The sequence below is a fragment of the Nocardia sp. SYP-A9097 genome (assembly GCF_009649815.1).
GTDB lineage: Bacteria > Actinomycetota > Actinomycetes > Mycobacteriales > Mycobacteriaceae > Nocardia.
The window spans coordinates 151,347-170,833 of record NZ_WJIC01000016.1 but is presented as its reverse complement, the minus strand read 5'-3'; the positions used below and the strand labels follow the sequence as shown (position 1 = coordinate 170,833).

The following is a 19,487-nucleotide window of genomic DNA, read 5'->3' as shown; positions in this document are numbered from 1 at the left end:
TGCCGCAACGCCTTACTCTCGCCGAGGTAAGGGCGGTGCCATGGCGAGCGTTCCCCGCAAAGCGCACGGAAACCGTCGCCGCCGCTCGGGTAGTCCACTACTGGGGCAACTGCTCACCGCCTCGGTAGAAGCGGCGGCGGATACCGTCGCCATCCGGTTCAACCCCACCGGCACACCCGCCGACCAGCGCGAAATCAGCTACCGGGAACTCGACGCACGCTCCTCGCAATTGGCCCGGGAACTCATCGGGCGCGGGGCCGGACCCGGGGATATGGTCGCGATCGGGATCACCCGATCCATCGAATCGGTACTCGCGGTGTGGGCCGTTGCCAAGACCGGTGCGGCCTATCTGCCCGTCGACCCCGCCTACCCCGCCGATCGGATCGAGTATCTACTCGCCGACTCCGGTGCGACACTGGGGCTGACCATCGGGGCATGCCGGGCCGCACTCGGGGATACCGCGCACTGGATCGAAATCGATGATGCGTTGGCAGCCAAGAGAATTGGGCGATATCCCGCGCATACCATCTCCTACACGGACCGGGTGCGGGCGCTCACCGAACAGCATCCGGCATATGTCATCTACACCTCAGGGTCCACCGGCCAACCCAAAGGCGCGGTCGTCACTCACACCGGGCTGGGCGGATTCGTCACCGCCGGCCACCGGCACTTCGGCATTACGTCGGCCGCGCGGATACCGCAGGTCTGCTCGCCCAGCTTCGACTTCTCGCTGCTCATCGAATTATTGACATTCAATGCCGGAGCGACACTGGTGATCGCGCCACCCGGCGTATTCGGCGGTGCGGAGCTCGCCGAACTGCTGTGGCGGGAACATGTCACCCATGTGCTGATCACGCCCGGCGCACTGGAATCGGTGGACCCGGCCGGGCTCGGCGAGGTCACCAGCCTGGCGGTCGGCGGTGAGGCGCTACCGCCGGAGCTCATTACGCGCTGGGATGCGCCACATCGGAGCTTCCGCAATATCTACGGGCCCACCGAGGCCACCATGATCGTCACCAGCAGTGCGGCATTGACACCGGGCGGGCCGATCGATATCGGCTCCACCTTCGCCGGGGTGGGGTCGTACATTCTGGACGCGCGACTGCGGCTGGTACCGGATGGCCTGGTAGGGGAGCTGTACCTGTCGGGGCCGGCACTCGCGCAGGGATACCACCGGCGGCCGGGACTCACCGCCGGGCGATTCATCGCCAGTCCATTCGCGGTGGAGAACGGGATGGCGGGGCAGCGGTTGTATCGGACCGGGGATCTGGTGCGGCGCAATGAATCCGGGAACATCGAGTATGTGGGGCGCGCGGATCATCAGGTGAAGATTCGCGGGCTGCGCATCGAACTCGGCGAGATCGACAGTGCGCTCATGGCGCACGGGGGTGTGGATTACGCGGCGACCCTGGGCAGGACAATGCCCTCGGGAGACACCGGGCTGGTTTCGTATGTGCTGCTGAGTCCTGGAAGTGATGTCAGCACAGGAGAATTGGCGGCATTCGTGGGGCAATCGCTGCCCGCGTACATAGTGCCCGCCGCCATCGTCGTGCTCGATGAGATTCCGCTGACGCCCGTCGGCAAACTGGATCGGGCCGCACTACCTGAGCCGGTCTTCGCCGGCCGTAAGTTTCGCGCCCCCGCAACCCGCGCGGAAGTCGCTGTGGCACAGGTCTTCGCGGAACTGCTCCGGCCCGATGATCCGGCGGCGCGGGTCGGCGCGGACGACGACTTCTTCGAGCTCGGCGGCAATTCCCTGCTCGCCACCCGTGCCGTGGCGCGCATCGGCAGTGCATTGGGAATGCGGGTGCCGGTGCATCTGCTGTTCGAGGCATCCTCGGTAGCCGCTCTCGCGGAACGGATTTCGAAGGAAGGGGAGCGGGAGCAGTGGCCGGAGCTCGGTTCACTGCCGCGCCCGGAACGGGTGCCGCTGTCCTTCGCACAGCAACGGATGTGGTTTCTCAACCGGTTCGATCCCGAGAATGCCGTCGACAATATTCCGCTCGCGGTGCGATTGACCGGGGCCCTCGATATCGAGGCGCTGCGGGACGCGGCAGGGGATCTCGTTGCACGGCACGAGGTTTTGCGGACCATCTACCCGGATGTCGACGGCGAGGGATACCAGCTCGTGCTGCCGCTCGGGGATTCGCGTGCCGTTCCGGAGCTTTCGCTGGAAGAGGCAGCGGCCGCGGAGATCCCGGGGCGGGTCGCCGCCGTCGCGGCCGCAGGGTTCGATATCACTGTGGCACCGCCAATTCGACTGCGGCTCTTTGGGATTGGTGCTGCCGAGCATGTGCTGGTCGCGGTCATCCACCACATTGCCGGTGACGGCGTCTCTATGGGGCCGCTCACCCGCGATCTGATGACCGCGTACGCCCGGCGCGCTCGCGGCCTGGCACCCGAATGGGCTCCGCTCGCCGTGCAGTACGCCGACTACGCGGTCTGGCAGCGCGAAATCCTCGGCAGCGAGGACGATCCGGACTCGCCGCTGGCGCGGCAGATCGGCTTCTGGCGCGACACCCTCGCCGATCTGCCCGATGAACTCGCACTGCCCTGCGACCGGAACCGGCCGCCGGTCGCCACCTATCGGGGTGGCACCTTCGCCTTCCGGATCGACGACGAAATCTATGCGGCGACACGCCTATTCGCCGAGTCCCGCAATATCACCCTGTTCATGCTGGTGCACGCTGCCTTGGCGGTACTGCTCGCCCGGCTGTCCGGCACCCGCGATATCGCCATCGGCACACCGGTGGCCGGGCGCGGTGCGGCCGAACTCGATGATCTCATCGGCATGTTCGTCAACACCCTCGTACTGCGCACCGCCGTCGACCCGCACTCGGTTTCGAGGACCTGCTCGGAAAGGTCCGTGACGCCGATATCCGCGCCTTCGGGCAGACGGACGTGCCATTCGAACGACTGGTGCAGCTGCTCGACCCGCCCCGCTCACAGGCCCGCAACCCGCTCTTCCAGGTCATGCTCGCCTTCCAGAACATGGCCCCCACCCGGCTCGAACTCCCAGGCCTGAGCGTCACCGGCGCGGACCTCGAGATCCCCTTCGCCAAATTCGACCTGCAACTGACCATGCAGGAGACCTACGACAGCGCCGGCACGGCCGAGGGTTTGGCGGCCGAATTCTCCTACGCCCTGGACCTTTTCGACGAGTCGACCATTGCCGCGTTCGCGCAGCGCTTCCAACGGATCCTCGCCCAGGTGACCGCCGATCCGGACCGCCCGGTGGGGGACCTGGAACTTCTCACCAATGTCGACCGCCACCAGGTGCTGGACAACTGGAATGCCACCGATTTCGACATAGCTGCCATCGCGGGACTCCCGGAAAACGCGCCGCTGAAGCTGGTTTCACTATTCGAAGCGCAAGCGGCGGCCACACCCGAAGCCACCGCTCTCATCTACGAACAACAGCGGCTCACCTACCTTGAACTGTCCCAACGCTCCAACCGCCTGGCCCGCCGTCTGATCGCGGCGGGCATCGGCCCGGAATCCACTGTTGCGCTGGCAATTCGCCGGTCCACCGAGCTGGTAGTGGCCATCTACGCCACCATTCAAGCCGGTGCGGCATATCTGCCCCTCGACCGGGACCAGCCCGCGGACCGTATCAACCACATCCTCGATACCGCACAGCCGCGCATACTTCTGACCGCTGAGGGCGACTTCGCCTCCGGGCGCACCGCGCTGGATATGACGGAGTTGGAACAGGCCGCACAGGATCTGAGCGGTACACCGATTGCCGGCACCGAGCGCAATCATCCACTGCGACCGGACAATACGGCCTACGTAATCTTCACCTCCGGCTCCACCGGCAAACCCAAAGGCGTAGCCGTCACCCACCGCGCCATAGTGAACCGCCTCATCTGGATGCAGGCGCAATACCGCCTTACCCCCGAAGGCGCTGTCCTGCAAAAGACTTCAGCTACTTTCGATGTGTCGGTCTGGGAATTCTTCTGGCCCTTGCAAACCGGCGCACGCCTGGTACTCGCCACACCGGACGGCCACCGCGACCCCGCCTACCTGGCCCGGCTCATGGCCGAAGAACGCATCACCACATCCCATTTCGTGCCGTCGATGCTCGCGGCATTCGTGGTCACGCTGAACAGCGGAACCAATCCCGTCATCCCGGCGCGTTTTTGGCCGGGATCCACTGATGGGGGTGGATCCCGGCCAAAAGCATGCCGGGATGACGAGGGGAAGCCGCCGCCGCAGCAGCTGTCTCAGCTACTTCAACTGCGGCGGGTGTTCGCCTCGGGGGAGGCGCTGTCCGCCGTGACCGCGCGGCAATTCCGTGAGCTCACCGGAGCGCGGCTGCACAATCTGTACGGCCCCACCGAGGCGGCGGTCGATATCACCTATCACGAGGTGGACGACCTCGATACCTCGTCGGTGCCTATCGGTTTGCCCGTCTTCAATACCCGGGTGTACGTGCTGGATTCGCGGCTGCACCCCGTCGCACCGGGGATGGCGGGGGAGCTGTATCTGGCGGGTGTGCAGCTCGCCACCGGCTATCTGGCCAGGCCGGATCTGACGGCGGACCGCTTTGTCGCCAACCCCTTCGCGGTCGGTGCGCGCATGTACCGCACGGGTGACCTGGTGAAGTGGACCGCCTCCGGTGAACTGGAATACCTGGGACGCACCGACTTCCAGGTGAAATTGCGCGGCCAGCGTATCGAACTCGGCGAGATCGAAGCGGCGTTGCTTGCGCGACCGGGCGTCACGCAGGCCGTTGTCATGATGCGCGCGGATTCGCATGCGGGCGATCAACTGGTCGGCTACGTGGTTGCCGGCAACGGTGGCCCGCTGGACGACAACGATCGCGCTGCCCTCCCGGATGAGCTGAAGACAGCTCTGGCACAGTCGCTTCCGTCGTATATGGTCCCGGCGGTGGTGCTCGTGCTGGACGAGTTCCCGCTCAATGCCTCCGGAAAGCTGGATCGGAAGGCGTTGCCCGCGCTGGTCCTCGCCACCAAGGTATTCCGTGCCCCATCGACCCCCATAGCGGAGATCGTGGCGGGCGTATTCGGCGACCTACTCGGCGTCGACCGGGCCGGGGGCGGTGGCGCGGTCGGCGCGGACGACGATTTCTTCGCCCTGGGCGGCAACTCCCTGACCGCCACCCGTGCAGTCTCCCGTATCAATGCGGCCCTCGACACCACTCTCTCGGTGCGCGAATTATTCGAGACGGCAACGGTTTCCGCGCTCGCCGCGCGCATCACGCCGGGTACCGGCGCATCTTCCCGGCCGTCACTGCTCGCCTACGCGCGAGACAACACCGCGACCTCGGTACCATTGTCTCTCCCGCAGCAGCGCATGTGGATTCTCAACCAATTGGACACCGGCTCACCGGCATACAACATTCCCCTGGTCATCCGCCTCACCGGGGACCTGGACTTCGCCGCATTGGGCCGCGCGGCCGAGGACGTCCTGACCCGCCACGAAACCTTGCGCACCCGCTACCCCGAATCCACCCCTGGCGGAGCACCTTTCCAGGAGATCCTCCCGTTCGCCGAGGCATTCCCTGACGGGCTGCGACTGGAGGTGGGTTCCGCCTCGATCGGCTCGCGGGACGATGTGTTCCCTGGCGGCCTGCGGCTCGCGGATCCGAATAGCGTGCGGGCTCGGGTCGCGGCGCTGGTCGGTGCGGGATTCGATGTGGCGGTGGATGTTCCGGTGCGGCTGGCGCTGATCGCCGGTGCCGCCACGGACGAGTATTTGCTGGTGGTGGTCGCGCATCACATTGTGGCAGACGGCGCATCCATGGCCCCGCTCGCTCGGGACCTGATGACCGCGTATCTGGCGCGCACCGCCGGGCAGGAGCCGGCCTGGACCCCGCTGCCGGTGCGGTACGCGGACTACGCCGGGTGGCAGCGGGCCGTTATCGGGGACGCAACCGAGGCGGATTCCATTGCGGCACAGCAGTTTGGGTACTGGCGGGAACAACTGTCCAGCCTGCCCGGCGGGCCGGTGCTGCGGCCGGATCGGCCACGCCCGGCGATCGCGTCGATGGCGGGGGCGACGGTGGAGTTCACCGTAGTCGCGGAGGTGCACGCCGGGCTGAATCGAATCGCCCGCCGCCACCACGCATCACTGTTCATGGTCGTGCATGCCGCGATCGCGGTGCTGCTGGCCCGGGAATCGGGGGAATCCGACATTGTGATCGGCACCGCCATCGCCGGGCGTGGAGAGCGGGCGCTCGACGATCTGGTCGGGATGTTCGTGAATACGCTCGCACTGCGCACCACGGTGGCCGGCTCGGCCTCCTTCGATGATCTGGTCGAGCAGGCCCGCGATGTCGACCTGTCGGCGTTCGCGCACTCCGATGTGCCATTCGAATCGGTGGCCGCGGCCGTCCTGGCCGGTCGATCGTCACCGGAGCCGTTGCTGCAGGTCGCTTTCGGGCTGCAGCACACCGAGCCCGCCGCCCTCGAATTGCCGGGACTGACCGTCGCCGCGCTGCACACCGGACTGACCGCCGCCAAATTCGATCTGCAGATCGGTGTGGAACCACTGCGCGCGGCGAATGGCGCACCGGACAAGCTCGCCGTGGTGTTCTCCTATGCGACAGACCTTTTCGACGCACGAACCATGCGCGAGCTGAGCGATCGCCTGCACCGAATTCTCACCGCCGTCGCCGCCGACCCGCACATTCGGGTCGGTGAACTCGACTTCACAGACGCATTCGAATATGAACCCGTTCAACCGAATACAGCCGACCCGCAGGTTCGAACGCGCGGTGCCACGCTACCGCAGCTGCTGTTCGTGGCAGTGGAGGACGAGCCTGATGATCCGGCCCTGGTTCGAGGTGAGTGGGCGCTGACCTATGCCGAACTCGACGCGCGCTCTTCGCGATTGGCGCGACTACTCGTGGGTCGAGGATGTGGTCCGGGGGCCGGCATCGCGGTCCGCATCGATGGTGGCGTCGAACAGGCCGTGGCCTGGTGGGCCGTGCTCAAGGCCGGTGTGGCGCTGGTTCCGCAGCATCCGGCCGACGAGCTACCGCCGACCGGAGTCGACGTGAAATTCGGTGTGACGGTGGGTGATCCGATATTCACTCCGGGGCTGGACTGGCTGTCTCTGGACGATGCGGGGATCATCGCCGAGCTGTCGGCGCAGTCGGCTCGCCCGGTCACGCACGCGCATCGCACCGAGGTGCTGCACGGTGCTCACACCGCGTTAGCGACTCCCGGCACGCTCGCCCTCACCTATGACGAATTGGCCGACCTGGCCGATCGCATGCGGGTCGAATCCGCGCTGACCTTCGAATCCCGCATCCGTCACACGGGTGACGCGCACGATCGGCTCGCGGTCATCGAACTGGTTGCCGCCGCCGCGGCGGGTGCGGCAATAGTGTTGCCGGACAACGGCATCGACGCACCGCCCGACTAGACCAGCGGGCGGCCGAGGCGACGGCGCCGGCGGGTATCGGCGAGGTAGAAGTTGTAGGGGAACAGCCGGATCACAGTGGGTAGGCGGGTCCAGACGGCGCAGATCAGGCGCAGGAAACCGCTGAAGAAACGTTCGTCGCGGGCCGACCATGTCATGCCCATCTCGTCTCGGAGATGTTGTGGGAGAAGGGCGGTCACGATGAAGCGGTGCAGGCCGCCGAACAGGAATTGCAGCGGATAGGGGAGCATCTTCAGGTCGGTGAGGACATTGAAATACGCACGGGTCGGCTCGTCGATGTGCTTGGTGGCGAGATTCTCCTCCCAGTACGCGTAGAAGGCGTCGCGGGTGGGCGGCCACATCTCCGCGCGCATCTGCAGGGTGGTGCCCAGTCGCGCGCCGTAGCGGTAGAAGGCCTCCGCCACTTCGGGATTCATCGGGCCGCGCATACGGTGGTAGAGGTCGTCCATGCCCCAGTACAGGCAGGCAGCCACCCACAATTGCAGCTTGGGGTCGAAGGCGTTGTACTTCACCGGGCTGGCCGGCTTGGTGTGCACGGTGCGATGGGATTCATTGACGGCCTCGCGGTAGGCGGCGCGGTCGTCCTCGTCGCCGAGCATGGCGACGGCAATATAGGTGAGGGTGGTCCGCAGCCGTTTGATCGGCCGCACCATCACGCTGCCGCTCTTGACGTCGCTCTCCATCACGCCGTATCCAACCGGTTTCAGCGACAGCTGCATGATCACATTGGCCGCGCCGCCGAGGAAGGCGGCCGGCCCGTCGATGTAGTCGCGGACCTGGTCCGGAGTGAGCTCCGCGGGAAGGGGTTCCGGAAACTCGTCGAACTTGCGCAGCGGGGCGGTCATCGTTGACTCGACTCCTCGTTGTCACTCCTCGGACGAGGAGAGTGTGAGAAATTTCTATCCTCACCTTCTCATCGCGGAGTGAGGGTGTCAATGTGCGATGATTGGAGCCTCATCGTATCTTCGCGACTCGAAAGGGGCCGGGACCATGGCCAAGCTGGCCAAACTCCTGCCGCTCGTGCGCGGATCCGGTCCGGAGGACCACAATCAGGCGAAGGTGCTCGACGCCGCACTGGTGGCCTTCCTCGACTTCGGAATCAAACGCACCAGCATGGTCGAGGTCGCCCGCCGCGGCGGCCTCTCCCTCGCCACACTGTATCGGCGATTCGCCGGCAAATCCGATCTGATCGAGGCCGTCGGCCTGCGCCAGGCACGCCAGTTCATCGCCGACGCCGATGCCGCCGTACAGGCCGAGATAGAACGCGACGCCAGCGCCCAGGATCAGATCGTCGCCCTGTTCATCGCCTTCATCGAGGGCCTGCGCGGGAATCAGCTGCTGGAGCGGCTGCTCAAGACCGAACCCGAGACGGTACTGCCGTACCTGACCGTGCAGGGCGCACCCGTCATCGAATTGGGCCGCGATTACCTCGCCGAGTTCATCGCCCGCCTGCAAGCGGAAGGCAAATTGCCGCAATACGATCCGCTGCCACTGGCCGAGATGATCGCCCGCAGCGCGCTGTCCCTGGCGCTGACGCCGCAGACCGTGATCCCCCTGGACGATGAGGCCGCGCTGCGGCGCTTCGCCATCGACCACGTGCTACCGGGATTTCGTATTTTCTGAATCGAATCTGCTGGGCTGCAAAGGTTTTCACACCAGCCGCAGGCCCAGGCGGCGACGCAGTCGCATATCAATGAGATACGCGTTGATCGGGAAGACCCGCACCGGCGTGGGCAACAGCTGCTCGGCCGCGCCGACCGTGCGCAGGATCCGCGCCAGCGCGCGATCCTGCCGGGGCGACCAGGACATCCCCATCTCATCCCGAAGATGTTGCGGCAGTAGGCCGGTGACGAAGAAGCGGTGGACACCGCCGAAGGCCAACCGGGCCGGGCGCGGCAGCATCTTCAAATCGATCAGGTCTTCGAAATAGGAACGTACTCGCGGGTCGATGGAGGTCGCGGCCAGATTCTCGGCCCAATACCGTTCGAACGCAGCATGATTCGCGGGCCACAGCTCGGGCCGCATCTGCAGCGTGGTGCCGAAGCGGGCCGAATACCGATAGAACGCCTCCGCATCGGCCTCGTCCATCGGCCCGTGCATGCGCTCATAGAGATCCGCCGCGCCCCAGTACAGGCAGGCCGCCACCCACAACTGCAGTTTCGGGTCGAAGGCGTTGTATTTCACCGGACTTCCCGCGCGCGACCGCACCTGCTGGTGCGCGGTATCCACGGCCTCGCGATAGGTCGCGCGATCCTCCTCGGTGCCCATCATGGCGACCGCGAGATAGGTGATGGTGGTGCGCAACCGTTTGATCGGATGCACCATCACCTGACCACTGGTCACCGTCGACTCGATCACCCCGTACCCGACCGGCGGATGCGCCAGCTGCATGATCACATTCGCGGCCCCGCCGAGCAGGCCCGCCGCACCATCGACGAACTGCCGGATATCGATGTCCGCCGTACTCGGCTCGCTACCGAACTCCCGCACGGGTATTGGCCTGGTCATCGTCGACCACATCCTCTGGAGTGAGAAGGTTATGCATAAACTGTCTTACCCACTCACCTCGCCTGTCAACCGACTTGCCCACTTCGCACCCGATTCGTGTCCTGTCCGCTCCGGTACCGTTGGCGCGTGTCTTACAGGTCGCCGCTATTGCTGAGCTCGCTGAATCCGGCCGCCGTCGCCGCCGGAATCGATATCCCCGATGCCGTCACCATCGACGGAGTGACCTTGTCGCGCAGTGATCTGCTGGGCGCGGCCACCTCCGTCGCCGAGCGTGTCGCACAGGCCCGGCGGGTCGCGGTACTGGCCCGGCCGACCGTGAAGACCGTGCTCGCGGTGGTCGGCTGCCTGATCGCGGGGGTCACCGTGGTGCCGGTGCCGCCGGACGCGGGCAGCGCGGAACTCGCACACATACTGCGGGATTCGGGCGCGCAGGCTTGGCTGGGCGAGGCTCCCGAGGGGAGTGAACTGCCGGTGGTGCCGGTGCGGGCGCACGCGCGTTCCTGGCACACCTATGCCGAACCCGCGCCCGAGGCAATCGCTTTCATTCTCTACACCTCCGGAACCACCGGGGCGCCCAAGGGCGTGATGCTCAGCCGCCGGGCCATTGCGGCCGGGCTGGACGCGCTCGCGCAGGCGTGGGGGTGGACATCGAATGACGTTCTGGTACACGGACTTCCGCTGTTCCATGTGCACGGCCTCATTCTCGGAGTGCTGGGTCCGCTGCGCGTCGGCAGCCCGCTCGTGCACACCGGCAAGCCGACCCCCGAGGCATACGCCGCCGCACCCGGCACCATGTACTTCGGAGTGCCGACGGTATGGTCGCGAATCGCCGAGACACCGGATGCCGCAAAGGAATTGGCGAAGGCGCGGATTCTCGTCTCGGGCAGCGCACCGCTGCCGGTGCCGGTATTCGAGCGGCTGCGCGAACTCACCGGGCAGGCTCCGCTGGAGCGGTACGGCATGAGCGAAACCATGATCACGCTGTCCACTCGGCCCGATGGGGAGCGGCGGCCGGGATGGGTGGGTACACCGGTGGCCGGAGTGGAGACACGACTGGTGGACGAGTCCGGTCGGACGCTGCCACATGACGGGGAAAGTGTCGGCGGGCTACAGGTTCGGGGGCCGATGCTGTTCGACGGCTACCTGAACAAACCGGAGGTCACCGCCGAGAACTGGACCGAGGACGGATGGTTCAAGACCGGGGATGTGGCCGTTATCGACGCCGGGGGATTCCATCGGATCGTCGGACGCGAATCGGTGGACCTCATCAAATCCGGTGGGTACCGAATCGGGGCGGGGGAGATCGAGACCTCGCTGCTGGGGCATCCCGCCGTCGCCGAAACCGCCGTTATCGGGGTGCCCGATGCCGATCTGGGGCAGCGCATCGTCGCCTACGTCGTATTGCGGGACGGTGCGGACGATGCCGTGCATCAGCAGCTGATCGACCATGTGGCAGGCGAGCTCTCGGTACACAAGCGGCCCCGCGAGGTGCGCGTGGTGGACGCGCTGCCGCGCAATGCCATGGGCAAGGTGCAGAAGAAGCTGCTCGGCTGAGCAATCGCTTGACCTGAACCGCACTCGAGGTCATAACGTCGGGTCCATGATCGCAACATTGACGCCCGCGCAGATCGACTACCTCGGCAGTCAGCGGCTCGGACGGCTCGCCACCATCCGGCCGGACGGGTCACCGCAGAACAATCCGGTCGGCTTCCGCTACAACGCCGACCTCGGCACCATCGATATCGCCGGACACAATATGGGCGCGTCGCAGAAGTTCCGGAACCTCGGCAAAGAGGAACGGATCGCCTTCGTCGTCGACGATGTGCCCTCGGTCAACCCGTGGACCGTGCGGTGCCTCGAAATCCGCGGCACCGCACAGGCTTTGCGCGGCGTCGAAACCTACATCCCCGGCGGCTCACCGGAGCTGATCCGCATCACCCCGGAGCGGATCATCGCCTTCGGCATCGACTAGTCGTTGGCGTGCAGCGCGGCATTCAGCTCGATGCCGGTGCCCTTGCGTGCCACCACTTCCACCGCACCGGTCACCGAATTACGGCGGAACAGCAGATTGTCCCGACCGCTCAACTCGGACGCCTTGATGACCGCGCCGTCCGGCAGCTTCACCTTGGTGCCCGCGGTGACATACAGTCCCGCCTCCACCACACAATCGTTGCCCAGCGAAATACCCAGACCCGAATTCGCGCCCAGCAGGCAGCGTTCACCCAGCGAGATGACCTGCTTACCGCCACCGGACAGCGTGCCCATGATCGACGCGCCACCACCCACATCGGAGCCGTCACCGACCAGCACACCGGCCGAAATACGGCCCTCCACCATGGAATTGCCGAGCGTCCCGGCATTGAAGTTCACGAAACCCTCGTGCATGACCGTGGTGCCCGAAGCCAGATGCGCACCCAGGCGCACCCGATCGGCGTCCGCGATCCGCACACCCGACGGCACCACGTAATCGACCATGCGCGGGAACTTGTCCACCCCGTACACGGTGACCGGGCCACGAGCACGCAGCTTCATACGGGTCAGCTCGAACTCCTCCGGCGAGCACGGACCGAAATTCGTCCACACCACATTCGCGAGCATGCCGAACACACCCTCGAGATTTAGACCGTGCGGGCGCACCAGACGGTGCGAAAGCAACTGCAGACGCAGATAGACATCGTGTGTATCGACCGGCTCGGCGGCCAGATCGGCGATGCTGGTGCGCACCACGACCACCTCGACCCGACGGGCATCATCGGCCCCGGCGGCACCGGCGAACTTGTCGTACTCGATATCGGAGGCGTCCAGACGCTTGGTGCCGGTATCGGTCACCACCCCCAGTTCGGGGTACGGGTACCAGGTGTCCAGGACCGTTCCATTGGAAGTGATGGTGGCAAGGCCGACCGCGACTGCTCCCTGAGTGCTCACGGCAGTAAAGATTACCGGCCGCAGAAATTCGCCCTGAACGGTGCCTTTTTGTGCCATGACGGGCGACATAACGAGAGCGGAGATTACCCTTCCTTTAAGGTGGAGTGGGTGACCATCGATCTGAGCGCCGACCCGATCAACCTCGCTGCCGCTCTGGTGGACATTCCCAGCGTTTCCAGGGACGAAACCCGCATCGCCGATATCGTCGAAAAAGCACTGCGCGAGCAGACCACCGGGTTCGAGATACTGCGGCACGGCAATACCGTGCTCGCCCGCACCACTCGCGGCCTGCCCACCCGGGTCATCCTCGCCGGACACCTCGACACCGTCCCGATCGCCGACAATGTGCCCAGCCGCTTCGAGGTCACCGAGGCCGGCGAAAGACAGTTGTGGGGTTGCGGCACAGTCGATATGAAGTCCGGCGACGCGGTCTTCCTCAACCTGGCCGCCACCGTCGCCGAACCGGTACACGATCTGACACTCATCTTCTACGACTGCGAGGAGATCGCCGCCGAGTTCAACGGACTCGGCCGCATCGAACGCGAACTCCCCGAATGGCTCGAAGGCGATCTCGCCATTCTCGGCGAACCCTCCGGCGGCTGGATCGAAGCGGGTTGCCAAGGGACACTGCGCATTCGACTCACCACCTCCGGCGTGCGCGCACACACCGCACGAGCGTGGCTGGGCGACAACGCAATTCACCGGCTCGCGCCGATTCTGGAACGACTCGCGAATTATCAAGCGCGCGAAGTGGATCTCGACGGCTGCGTATATCGCGAGGGCCTGTCCGCCGTGCGCGTCTCCGGCGGTGTCGCGGGCAATGTGGTGCCCGATATCGCCGAGGTCGACGTGAACTTCCGCTTCGCCCCCGACCGCACCCTCGACGAGGCCACCGAGCATGTGCGCGAAGTCTTTTCGGGCCTCGAACTCGGCTTCGAACGCACCGACGGCGCACCCGGAGCCCTGCCCGGCCTGTCCGCCCCGGCCGCCAAGGACCTCATCGAAATCGTGCACGCGCACGGCAGCGGCGGCGTCCGCGCCAAATACGGCTGGACCGACGTCTCCCGCTTCGCCGCCCGCGGCATTCCCGCCGTCAACTTCGGCCCCGGCAACCCCAACCTCGCCCACAAGCGAGACGAACACCTCCCGGTCGACCAGATCACCCAGGTAACCTCAATGCTCCGCAGCTACCTCACAGGCGACAAAGCCTGACCTCCGGTCCCAATACCGCGAACTCCCGTTACCTTTTTAGTAGTCCTTGAACGAGGGCTACGGTCGCCAGGCCCGGTATGACTTCTTGCCCCTGTCGCTCGCATGATCCGGGGGGTGGTGTCGCCGGCGGAGGCCAAAGACAGGGATGAAAGAAGTGGGGCTGAGAGGGTCGCGCCCCGCCGGAGCGGAATTCCCCCGAGCTCGGAATGACATTCACCCCATGGCGCGGCCCGCCCCGTTTCTGGACTGAGTGGAGCGGGGGAGCGAAGCGGAGGAGCGGAGGGAGGGAAGCGGAGGAGCGGAGGGAGGGAAGAAGCGGGGCTAAGGGGGCCGCGCCCCGCCGGAGCGAAGCGGAGGCCAAAGACACAGTACGGTGGCTGCATGTCTGCTGAGGCTGATATCCCCGGGTCGAAGAATCAACGGTTTCGTGGTCCGATAAGGCTGCGGCGGGATCGGGCGGTCGGGATCGGGACCACCGATCAACACCTCCTGGATGAGCGGGGACCTGCGGATTGGGTGCATACCGATCCGTGGCGGGTGCTGCGTATCCAAGCCGAATTCGTCGAGGGCTTCGGCGCTTTGGCGGAGGTGCCGCGGGCGGTCGCGGTGTTCGGGTCGGCGCGCACCGTGCCGGAGTCGCCGGAGTATCACGCGGGTGTCGCGATCGGTGGCGCGCTGGCGCGGTCAGGGTTCGCGGTCATTACCGGTGGCGGTCCGGGGGCCATGGAGGCGGCCAATCGGGGTGCGTCCGAGTCGGGCGGGTACTCCATCGGGCTCGGTATCGAGTTGCCGTTCGAACAGCATTTGAACGAGTGGGTGGATCTCGGTATCAATTTCCGGTACTTCTTCGCGCGCAAGACCATGTTCGTGAAGTACGCGCAGGCATTCGTCTGTCTGCCGGGCGGTTTCGGCACCCTGGACGAGCTGTTCGAGGCGCTCACGCTGGTGCAGACTCATAAGATCAATCAGTTCCCGATCATCCTGTTCGGCACCAAATACTGGGCGGGACTGGTGGATTGGCTGCGCGAGTCACTGCTCGGCACCGCCAAGATCGCACCCGGTGATATGAATCTGGTGCACGTCACCGACAGTGTGGACGAGGTGGTGAGCCTGGTGCTCGCGGCCGCGGAGCAGCGTGCGGAGATGGATGCCGCCGGAGCTAGGGGAGATCAGTGGTGAGCGAACCGTATTCGGTGTGCGTGTACTGCTCGGCCAGCGTCGCCGATCCCGCCGCACTGGAGCTCGCCAGCCTGGTCGGGGCCGAAATCGGCCGCCGCGGTTGGCAATTGGTCTCCGGTGGCGGACACGTCTCCATGATGGGCGCGGTCGCCACGGCCGCGCGTGCGGCTGGCGCGAAGACCGTCGGCGTCATTCCCAAGAAGCTCGTACACCGCGAAATGGCGGATGTGGAGTCCGATGAGCTGATCGTCACCGACTCCATGCGGGAGCGGAAGCAGGTCATGGATGAGCGTGCCGACGCCTTCCTGACCCTGCCCGGCGGCCTCGGCACCCTCGAGGAGCTCTTCGAGACCTGGACCGGGGCCTACCTGGGCATGCACGACAAGCCGGTGGTCGTCCTCGATCCGGACGGGCACTATCGCGGCCTGTTCGCCTGGTTGGAGGAGTTGCGCGAGCGCGGTTTCGCCGGTCGCGAAGTACTCGACCGGGTGGTGGTGACCGGGGAATTGGCCGCGGCCTTCGAGGCACTGGACCCCGAGCTGTGAACAACGACGCCCGTTCGAAGGTGCGCCTGCTGGATCTGGCGCTCAGCCTGCCCGGTATGACGACGCAGCTGCCGGGTATGGCGCGCAATGCGGTGCACATGCTGGTGAAATCCGATTCGAGGGCGTCGATCGGATTGTTCTTCCAGCGTGCCGCCGCCCGGCACCCCGAGCGCCCGTTCCTGCGTTTCGAGGGTCGCGAATACCGTTGGGGTGAAGCCAATTCCGAGGTCAACCGGTACGCGCGCGTGCTGGCCGAGCGTGGCGTCCAGCGCGGTGATGTGGTCGGCATCCTCATGGCCAATCGCCCCGAGGCGCTGTTCACCGTGCTGGCGGTGGTGAAACTCGGTGCGACGGCCGGACTTCTGAACAGCAATCAGCGAGATGCCGTGCTGCAGCACAGTTTCGGACTGCTGAACTCGGCCCTGGCTGTGATCGGCGAGGAGTGCGCCGACACCCTGGACACCCTCACGGGTCCGCGCCCCGCGGTGCTGTGGTCCAAGGAGCTGGCGACGGCCGCCCGCACCGCCGACGACTCGAATCCGCCTGTGTGCGAACAGATCCGGGGCGGGGAACGCGCCTATCTGATCTTCACCTCCGGCACCACCGGCCTACCCAAGGCCAGCGTCATGACCCATATGCGCTGGACCAAGTCCATGGCGGGTATCGGCGGCCTGGGGGTGCGCCTGAACGGCGGCGACACCCTGTACTGCTGCCTGCCGCTCTATCACAACAACGCGCTCACGGTGGCGCTGTCCTCGGTCATCTCCGGTGGCGCGACACTCGCACTGGGACGCAAGTTCTCGGCGTCGCGGTTCTGGGAGGAGGCCATCGCCAATCAGGCCACCGCCTTCATCTATATCGGTGAACTCTGCCGCTACCTGCTCAATCAGCCCGCCCACCGCACCGACCGCGAGCACACCGTCCGTCTCGCGGTGGGTAACGGGCTGCGCCCGGAGATCTGGGACGAATTCCGAAATCGCTTCGGTATCAAGCGAATCGTCGAGTTCTACGGTGCGAGCGAAGGCAATGTCGCCTTCATCAACGCGTTCACCCTGGACCGCACCGCGGGTTTCACGCCGCTGCCATTCGCGGTGGTCGAATACGACGATGCCACCGGTAGGGCAAAGCGAGCCCCGGACGGCAAGCTCCGCCGGGTGCGCACCGGCGGCGTCGGCCTGCTGCTGGCCAAGGTCACGGCCAGTTCCCCGTTCGACGGCTATACCGACAGTGCCGCAACGGAATCCAAGCTCGTCCGGGACGGGTTCACCGCCGGCGACTGCTGGTTCGACACCGGCGACCTGGTTCGCGATCAGGGCTGGGGCCATATCGCCTTCGTCGATCGTCTCGGCGACACCTTCCGCTGGAAGGGCGAGAACGTCGCCACCACCGAGGTCGAAGGCGCTTTCGACGGTATAGACGCGGTGGTCCAAGCGGTCGTCTACGGCGTGGATATCCCCGGCGCGGACGGCAAAGCGGGCATGGCCGCGATCACTCTTGCCGAGGACGCGGTCTTCGACGGTCGGGTCGCCGCGAAAACCCTCTACGACCGTCTCCCCAGTTACGCTGTGCCCCTGCTTATTCGGATAGTTCCCGAGCTCGAACAGACCTCGACGTTCAAGTCCCGCAAGGTGGAACTCCGCAATCAGGGTTTCACCCCCGACGGCACCAGCACCCTCTACGTCCTGGCGGGCCGCACCGACGGCTACGTTCCCGCCTACGACGGCTACACCGGCGAGGTCGCGGCGGGACGAGCCCCGCGTAGCTGAACGGTCGCGGTCCCGGTCGGCTGCCCAGCAGGGGAGTGACAGCGGTCGGTACAGTCGGGGTCATGTGTGCGCCGTTGCCGACATTGTGCGGGAAGCCGGTGGCGACGGATCGGGCGCTCGTGATGGCGATCGTGAACCGGACGCCGGACTCGTTCTATGACAAGGGTGCGACCTTCAGCGATGAGGCCGCCATGGCCGCCGTCGCGCGCGCGGTCGGCGAGGGCGCCGATCTGGTCGATATCGGCGGGGTGAAGGCCGGACCCGGTAGCGATGTGGATGCCGCGGAGGAGTCCCGGCGGGTGGTGCCGTTCGTGGCGGCTATCCGGCAGCGATTCCCGGACCTGCTGATCAGTATCGACACCTGGCGGGCGGATGTGGCGCGGGCCGCGGTATGCGCCGGCGCGGATCTGATCAATGACACCTGGGCCGGGGCGGATCCCGGACTGGTCGATGTCGCCGCCGAGTTGAACGCCGGAATTGTGTGCAGTCACACCGGCGGCGCAATTCCGCGGACCCGGCCGCATCGGGTGCGCTATGACGATGTTGTGGCGCAGGTCACTGAAACCGTTGTCGCGGCGGCCGAGAATGCGGTCGCCGCCGGGGTTTCGAAAGATTCGATTCTGATAGATCCCACGCATGATTTCGGCAAGAACACGTATCACGGGCTCGATTTGTTGCGGTCTGTGGACGTTCTTGTGAATACCGGATGGCCTGTCTTGATGGCGCTGAGTAATAAGGATTTCATCGGAGAGACTCTTGGTGTCGAGCTATCCGAGCGATTGGAGGGCACATTGGCAGCGACTGCATGGTCGGCCGCCGCGGGTGCTCGAGTTTTCCGGGTACATGAAGTGGCAGCCACCCGACGCGTTGTGGACATGATCGCCGCGATACAGGGCACGCGCCCACCCGCCCGCACCCTGCGAGGTCTGGCATGAACAGCATGAATAGTTGGGTAACGACCAATACCTGGGATCGTCCCGAATGGACCGTCGAGGAGCTGGTGGCCGCCAAGGGCGACCGCACCGTCTCGGTGGTTCTGCCCGCACTCAATGAAGAAGCCACGGTCGCGACCGTGGTGGCCAGCATTCGGCCGCTGCTGGGCACGCTGGTGGACGAACTCGTGGTCTTGGACTCCGGTTCCACCGATGCCACCGCCGAGCTGGCAGCGGCGGCGGGAGCCCGCGTGGTCACCCGCGAACAGGCGGTGCCCGAACTCGATCCCGTACCGGGCAAGGGTGAGGTGCTGTGGCGGTCATTGGCCGTCACATCCGGTGATCTGGTGGCGTTCGTGGACTCCGACCTGATCGACCCGGACCCCCTGTTCGTGCCGAAACTGCTCGGGCCGCTGCTCACGGTCGACGGAATGCACCTGGTGAAGGCGTATTACCGGCGGCCGCTGCGGCAGGGCGCGACCATCGACGACAATGGCGGCGGTCGCGTCACGGAATTGGTGGCCCGGCCACTGCTCTCGGCGCTGCGGCCCGCGCTCTCGAATGTGCTGCAGCCCTTGGGCGGCGAGTACGCGGGCACCAGGGAGCTGCTCACCGCTGTGCCGTTCGCACCCGGCTACGGCGTGGAGATCGGGTTGCTGCTCGATACCCACGACATGCTGGGGCTCGCGGCCATCGGTCAGGTGAATCTCGGTGTGCGCCAACACCGTAACCGCCCGCTATCCGAACTCGGTGTGATGAGCCGGCAGATCCTGGGCACGGTTCTGGGTCGCGCGGGTGTCTCCGACTCGGGTGCGGCGCTGACCCAATTCCCGCTGATCAGTGGTGAATTCACGGCTCAGGCCACGGAAGTCTCACTGGCAGACCGGCCCCCGATGAATACACTCCGGCCCGAATGGGCCGCGGCGTAACAACCTCTCGCCATACCGGCGTAGCCCAACCCGTCATACCGGCGTAGCCCACGAGGGAGTCCGTGCCGGGGTGACGGT

Annotated in this window: 13 protein-coding genes and 1 pseudogene; 11 read left to right on the top strand and 3 right to left on the bottom strand. The window is 65.9% G+C overall.

Features of this window, described 5'->3' with window-relative positions; translation table 11 throughout:
* Window positions 1-40 precede the first annotated feature (40 nt).
* Together GFY24_RS43080 and GFY24_RS43075 are read left to right on the top strand one after the other, a co-directional pair.
* A pseudogene (locus GFY24_RS43080) lies at window positions 41-2,776 on the top strand (amino acid adenylation domain-containing protein); the annotation flags it as partial.
* 74 nt (window positions 2,777-2,850) lie between these two features.
* The gene (locus tag GFY24_RS43075; protein WP_255458746.1) at window positions 2,851-7,395 is read left to right on the top strand and encodes an AMP-binding protein; all 4,545 of its coding nucleotides are present in this window, start codon (window positions 2,851-2,853) and stop codon (window positions 7,393-7,395) included.
* Here GFY24_RS43075 and GFY24_RS27865 read toward each other — a convergent pair.
* Window positions 7,392-8,258, bottom strand: a complete 867-nt coding sequence (locus GFY24_RS27865; protein ID WP_153808048.1) for an oxygenase MpaB family protein — start codon at window positions 8,256-8,258, stop codon at window positions 7,392-7,394. The genes GFY24_RS43075 and GFY24_RS27865 overlap by 4 nt on opposite strands.
* 145 nt (window positions 8,259-8,403) lie before the next feature.
* Here GFY24_RS27865 and GFY24_RS27860 point away from each other — a divergent pair, with 145 nt between their 5' ends.
* Window positions 8,404-9,036 carry a TetR/AcrR family transcriptional regulator gene (locus GFY24_RS27860; protein WP_153808047.1) on the top strand — a complete coding sequence of 211 codons (633 nt, stop codon included), beginning with the start codon at window positions 8,404-8,406 and terminating at the stop codon, window positions 9,034-9,036.
* 27 nt (window positions 9,037-9,063) lie between these two features.
* On the opposite strand, the gene GFY24_RS27855 is transcribed toward GFY24_RS27860, so the two are convergent.
* Entirely contained in the window at window positions 9,064-9,921 is an 858-nt protein-coding gene (locus tag GFY24_RS27855; protein ID WP_153808046.1) for an oxygenase MpaB family protein, read from the bottom strand.
* 126 nt (window positions 9,922-10,047) lie between these two features.
* Between GFY24_RS27855 and GFY24_RS27850 the strand changes: the two genes are divergently transcribed.
* Complete coding sequence (locus GFY24_RS27850; RefSeq protein WP_309231427.1) at window positions 10,048-11,475, top strand: acyl-CoA synthetase; 1,428 nt, start codon at window positions 10,048-10,050, stop codon at window positions 11,473-11,475.
* 46 nt (window positions 11,476-11,521) lie between these two features.
* Complete coding sequence (locus GFY24_RS27845) at window positions 11,522-11,893, top strand: PPOX class F420-dependent oxidoreductase (protein ID WP_153808045.1); 372 nt, start codon at window positions 11,522-11,524, stop codon at window positions 11,891-11,893.
* On the opposite strand, the gene dapD is transcribed toward GFY24_RS27845, so the two are convergent.
* A complete protein-coding gene (dapD, locus tag GFY24_RS27840; RefSeq protein WP_309231426.1) occupies window positions 11,890-12,846 on the bottom strand; it encodes a 2,3,4,5-tetrahydropyridine-2,6-dicarboxylate N-succinyltransferase in 957 nt (318 codons plus the stop codon). The two genes, GFY24_RS27845 and dapD, sit on opposite strands and share 4 nt — an antisense overlap.
* 108 nt (window positions 12,847-12,954) lie before the next feature.
* Between dapD and dapE the strand changes: the two genes are divergently transcribed.
* The 6 genes from dapE (at window position 12,955) to GFY24_RS27810 (ending at window position 19,409) form a co-directional block, all read left to right on the top strand.
* Entirely contained in the window at window positions 12,955-14,058 is a 1,104-nt protein-coding gene (gene dapE, locus GFY24_RS27835; RefSeq protein WP_309231425.1) for a succinyl-diaminopimelate desuccinylase, read from the top strand.
* 381 nt (window positions 14,059-14,439) lie between these two features.
* The gene (locus tag GFY24_RS27830) at window positions 14,440-15,237 is read left to right on the top strand and encodes a TIGR00730 family Rossman fold protein (RefSeq protein ID WP_153808042.1); all 798 of its coding nucleotides are present in this window, start codon (window positions 14,440-14,442) and stop codon (window positions 15,235-15,237) included.
* Window positions 15,231-15,782 carry a TIGR00730 family Rossman fold protein gene (locus GFY24_RS27825; protein WP_309231424.1) on the top strand — a complete coding sequence of 184 codons (552 nt, stop codon included), beginning with the start codon at window positions 15,231-15,233 and terminating at the stop codon, window positions 15,780-15,782. The genes GFY24_RS27830 and GFY24_RS27825 overlap by 7 nt, the downstream gene beginning before the upstream one ends.
* Window positions 15,779-17,548 carry a long-chain-acyl-CoA synthetase gene (locus GFY24_RS27820; protein ID WP_309231423.1) on the top strand — a complete coding sequence of 590 codons (1,770 nt, stop codon included), beginning with the start codon at window positions 15,779-15,781 and terminating at the stop codon, window positions 17,546-17,548. Before GFY24_RS27825 ends, GFY24_RS27820 begins: the two co-directional genes overlap by 4 nt.
* Before the next feature lie 62 nt (window positions 17,549-17,610).
* The gene (gene folP, locus GFY24_RS27815) at window positions 17,611-18,483 is read left to right on the top strand and encodes a dihydropteroate synthase (protein ID WP_153808040.1); all 873 of its coding nucleotides are present in this window, start codon (window positions 17,611-17,613) and stop codon (window positions 18,481-18,483) included.
* Complete coding sequence (locus GFY24_RS27810; RefSeq protein ID WP_153808039.1) at window positions 18,480-19,409, top strand: glucosyl-3-phosphoglycerate synthase; 930 nt, start codon at window positions 18,480-18,482, stop codon at window positions 19,407-19,409. Before folP ends, GFY24_RS27810 begins: the two co-directional genes overlap by 4 nt.
* Window positions 19,410-19,487 lie beyond the last annotated feature (78 nt).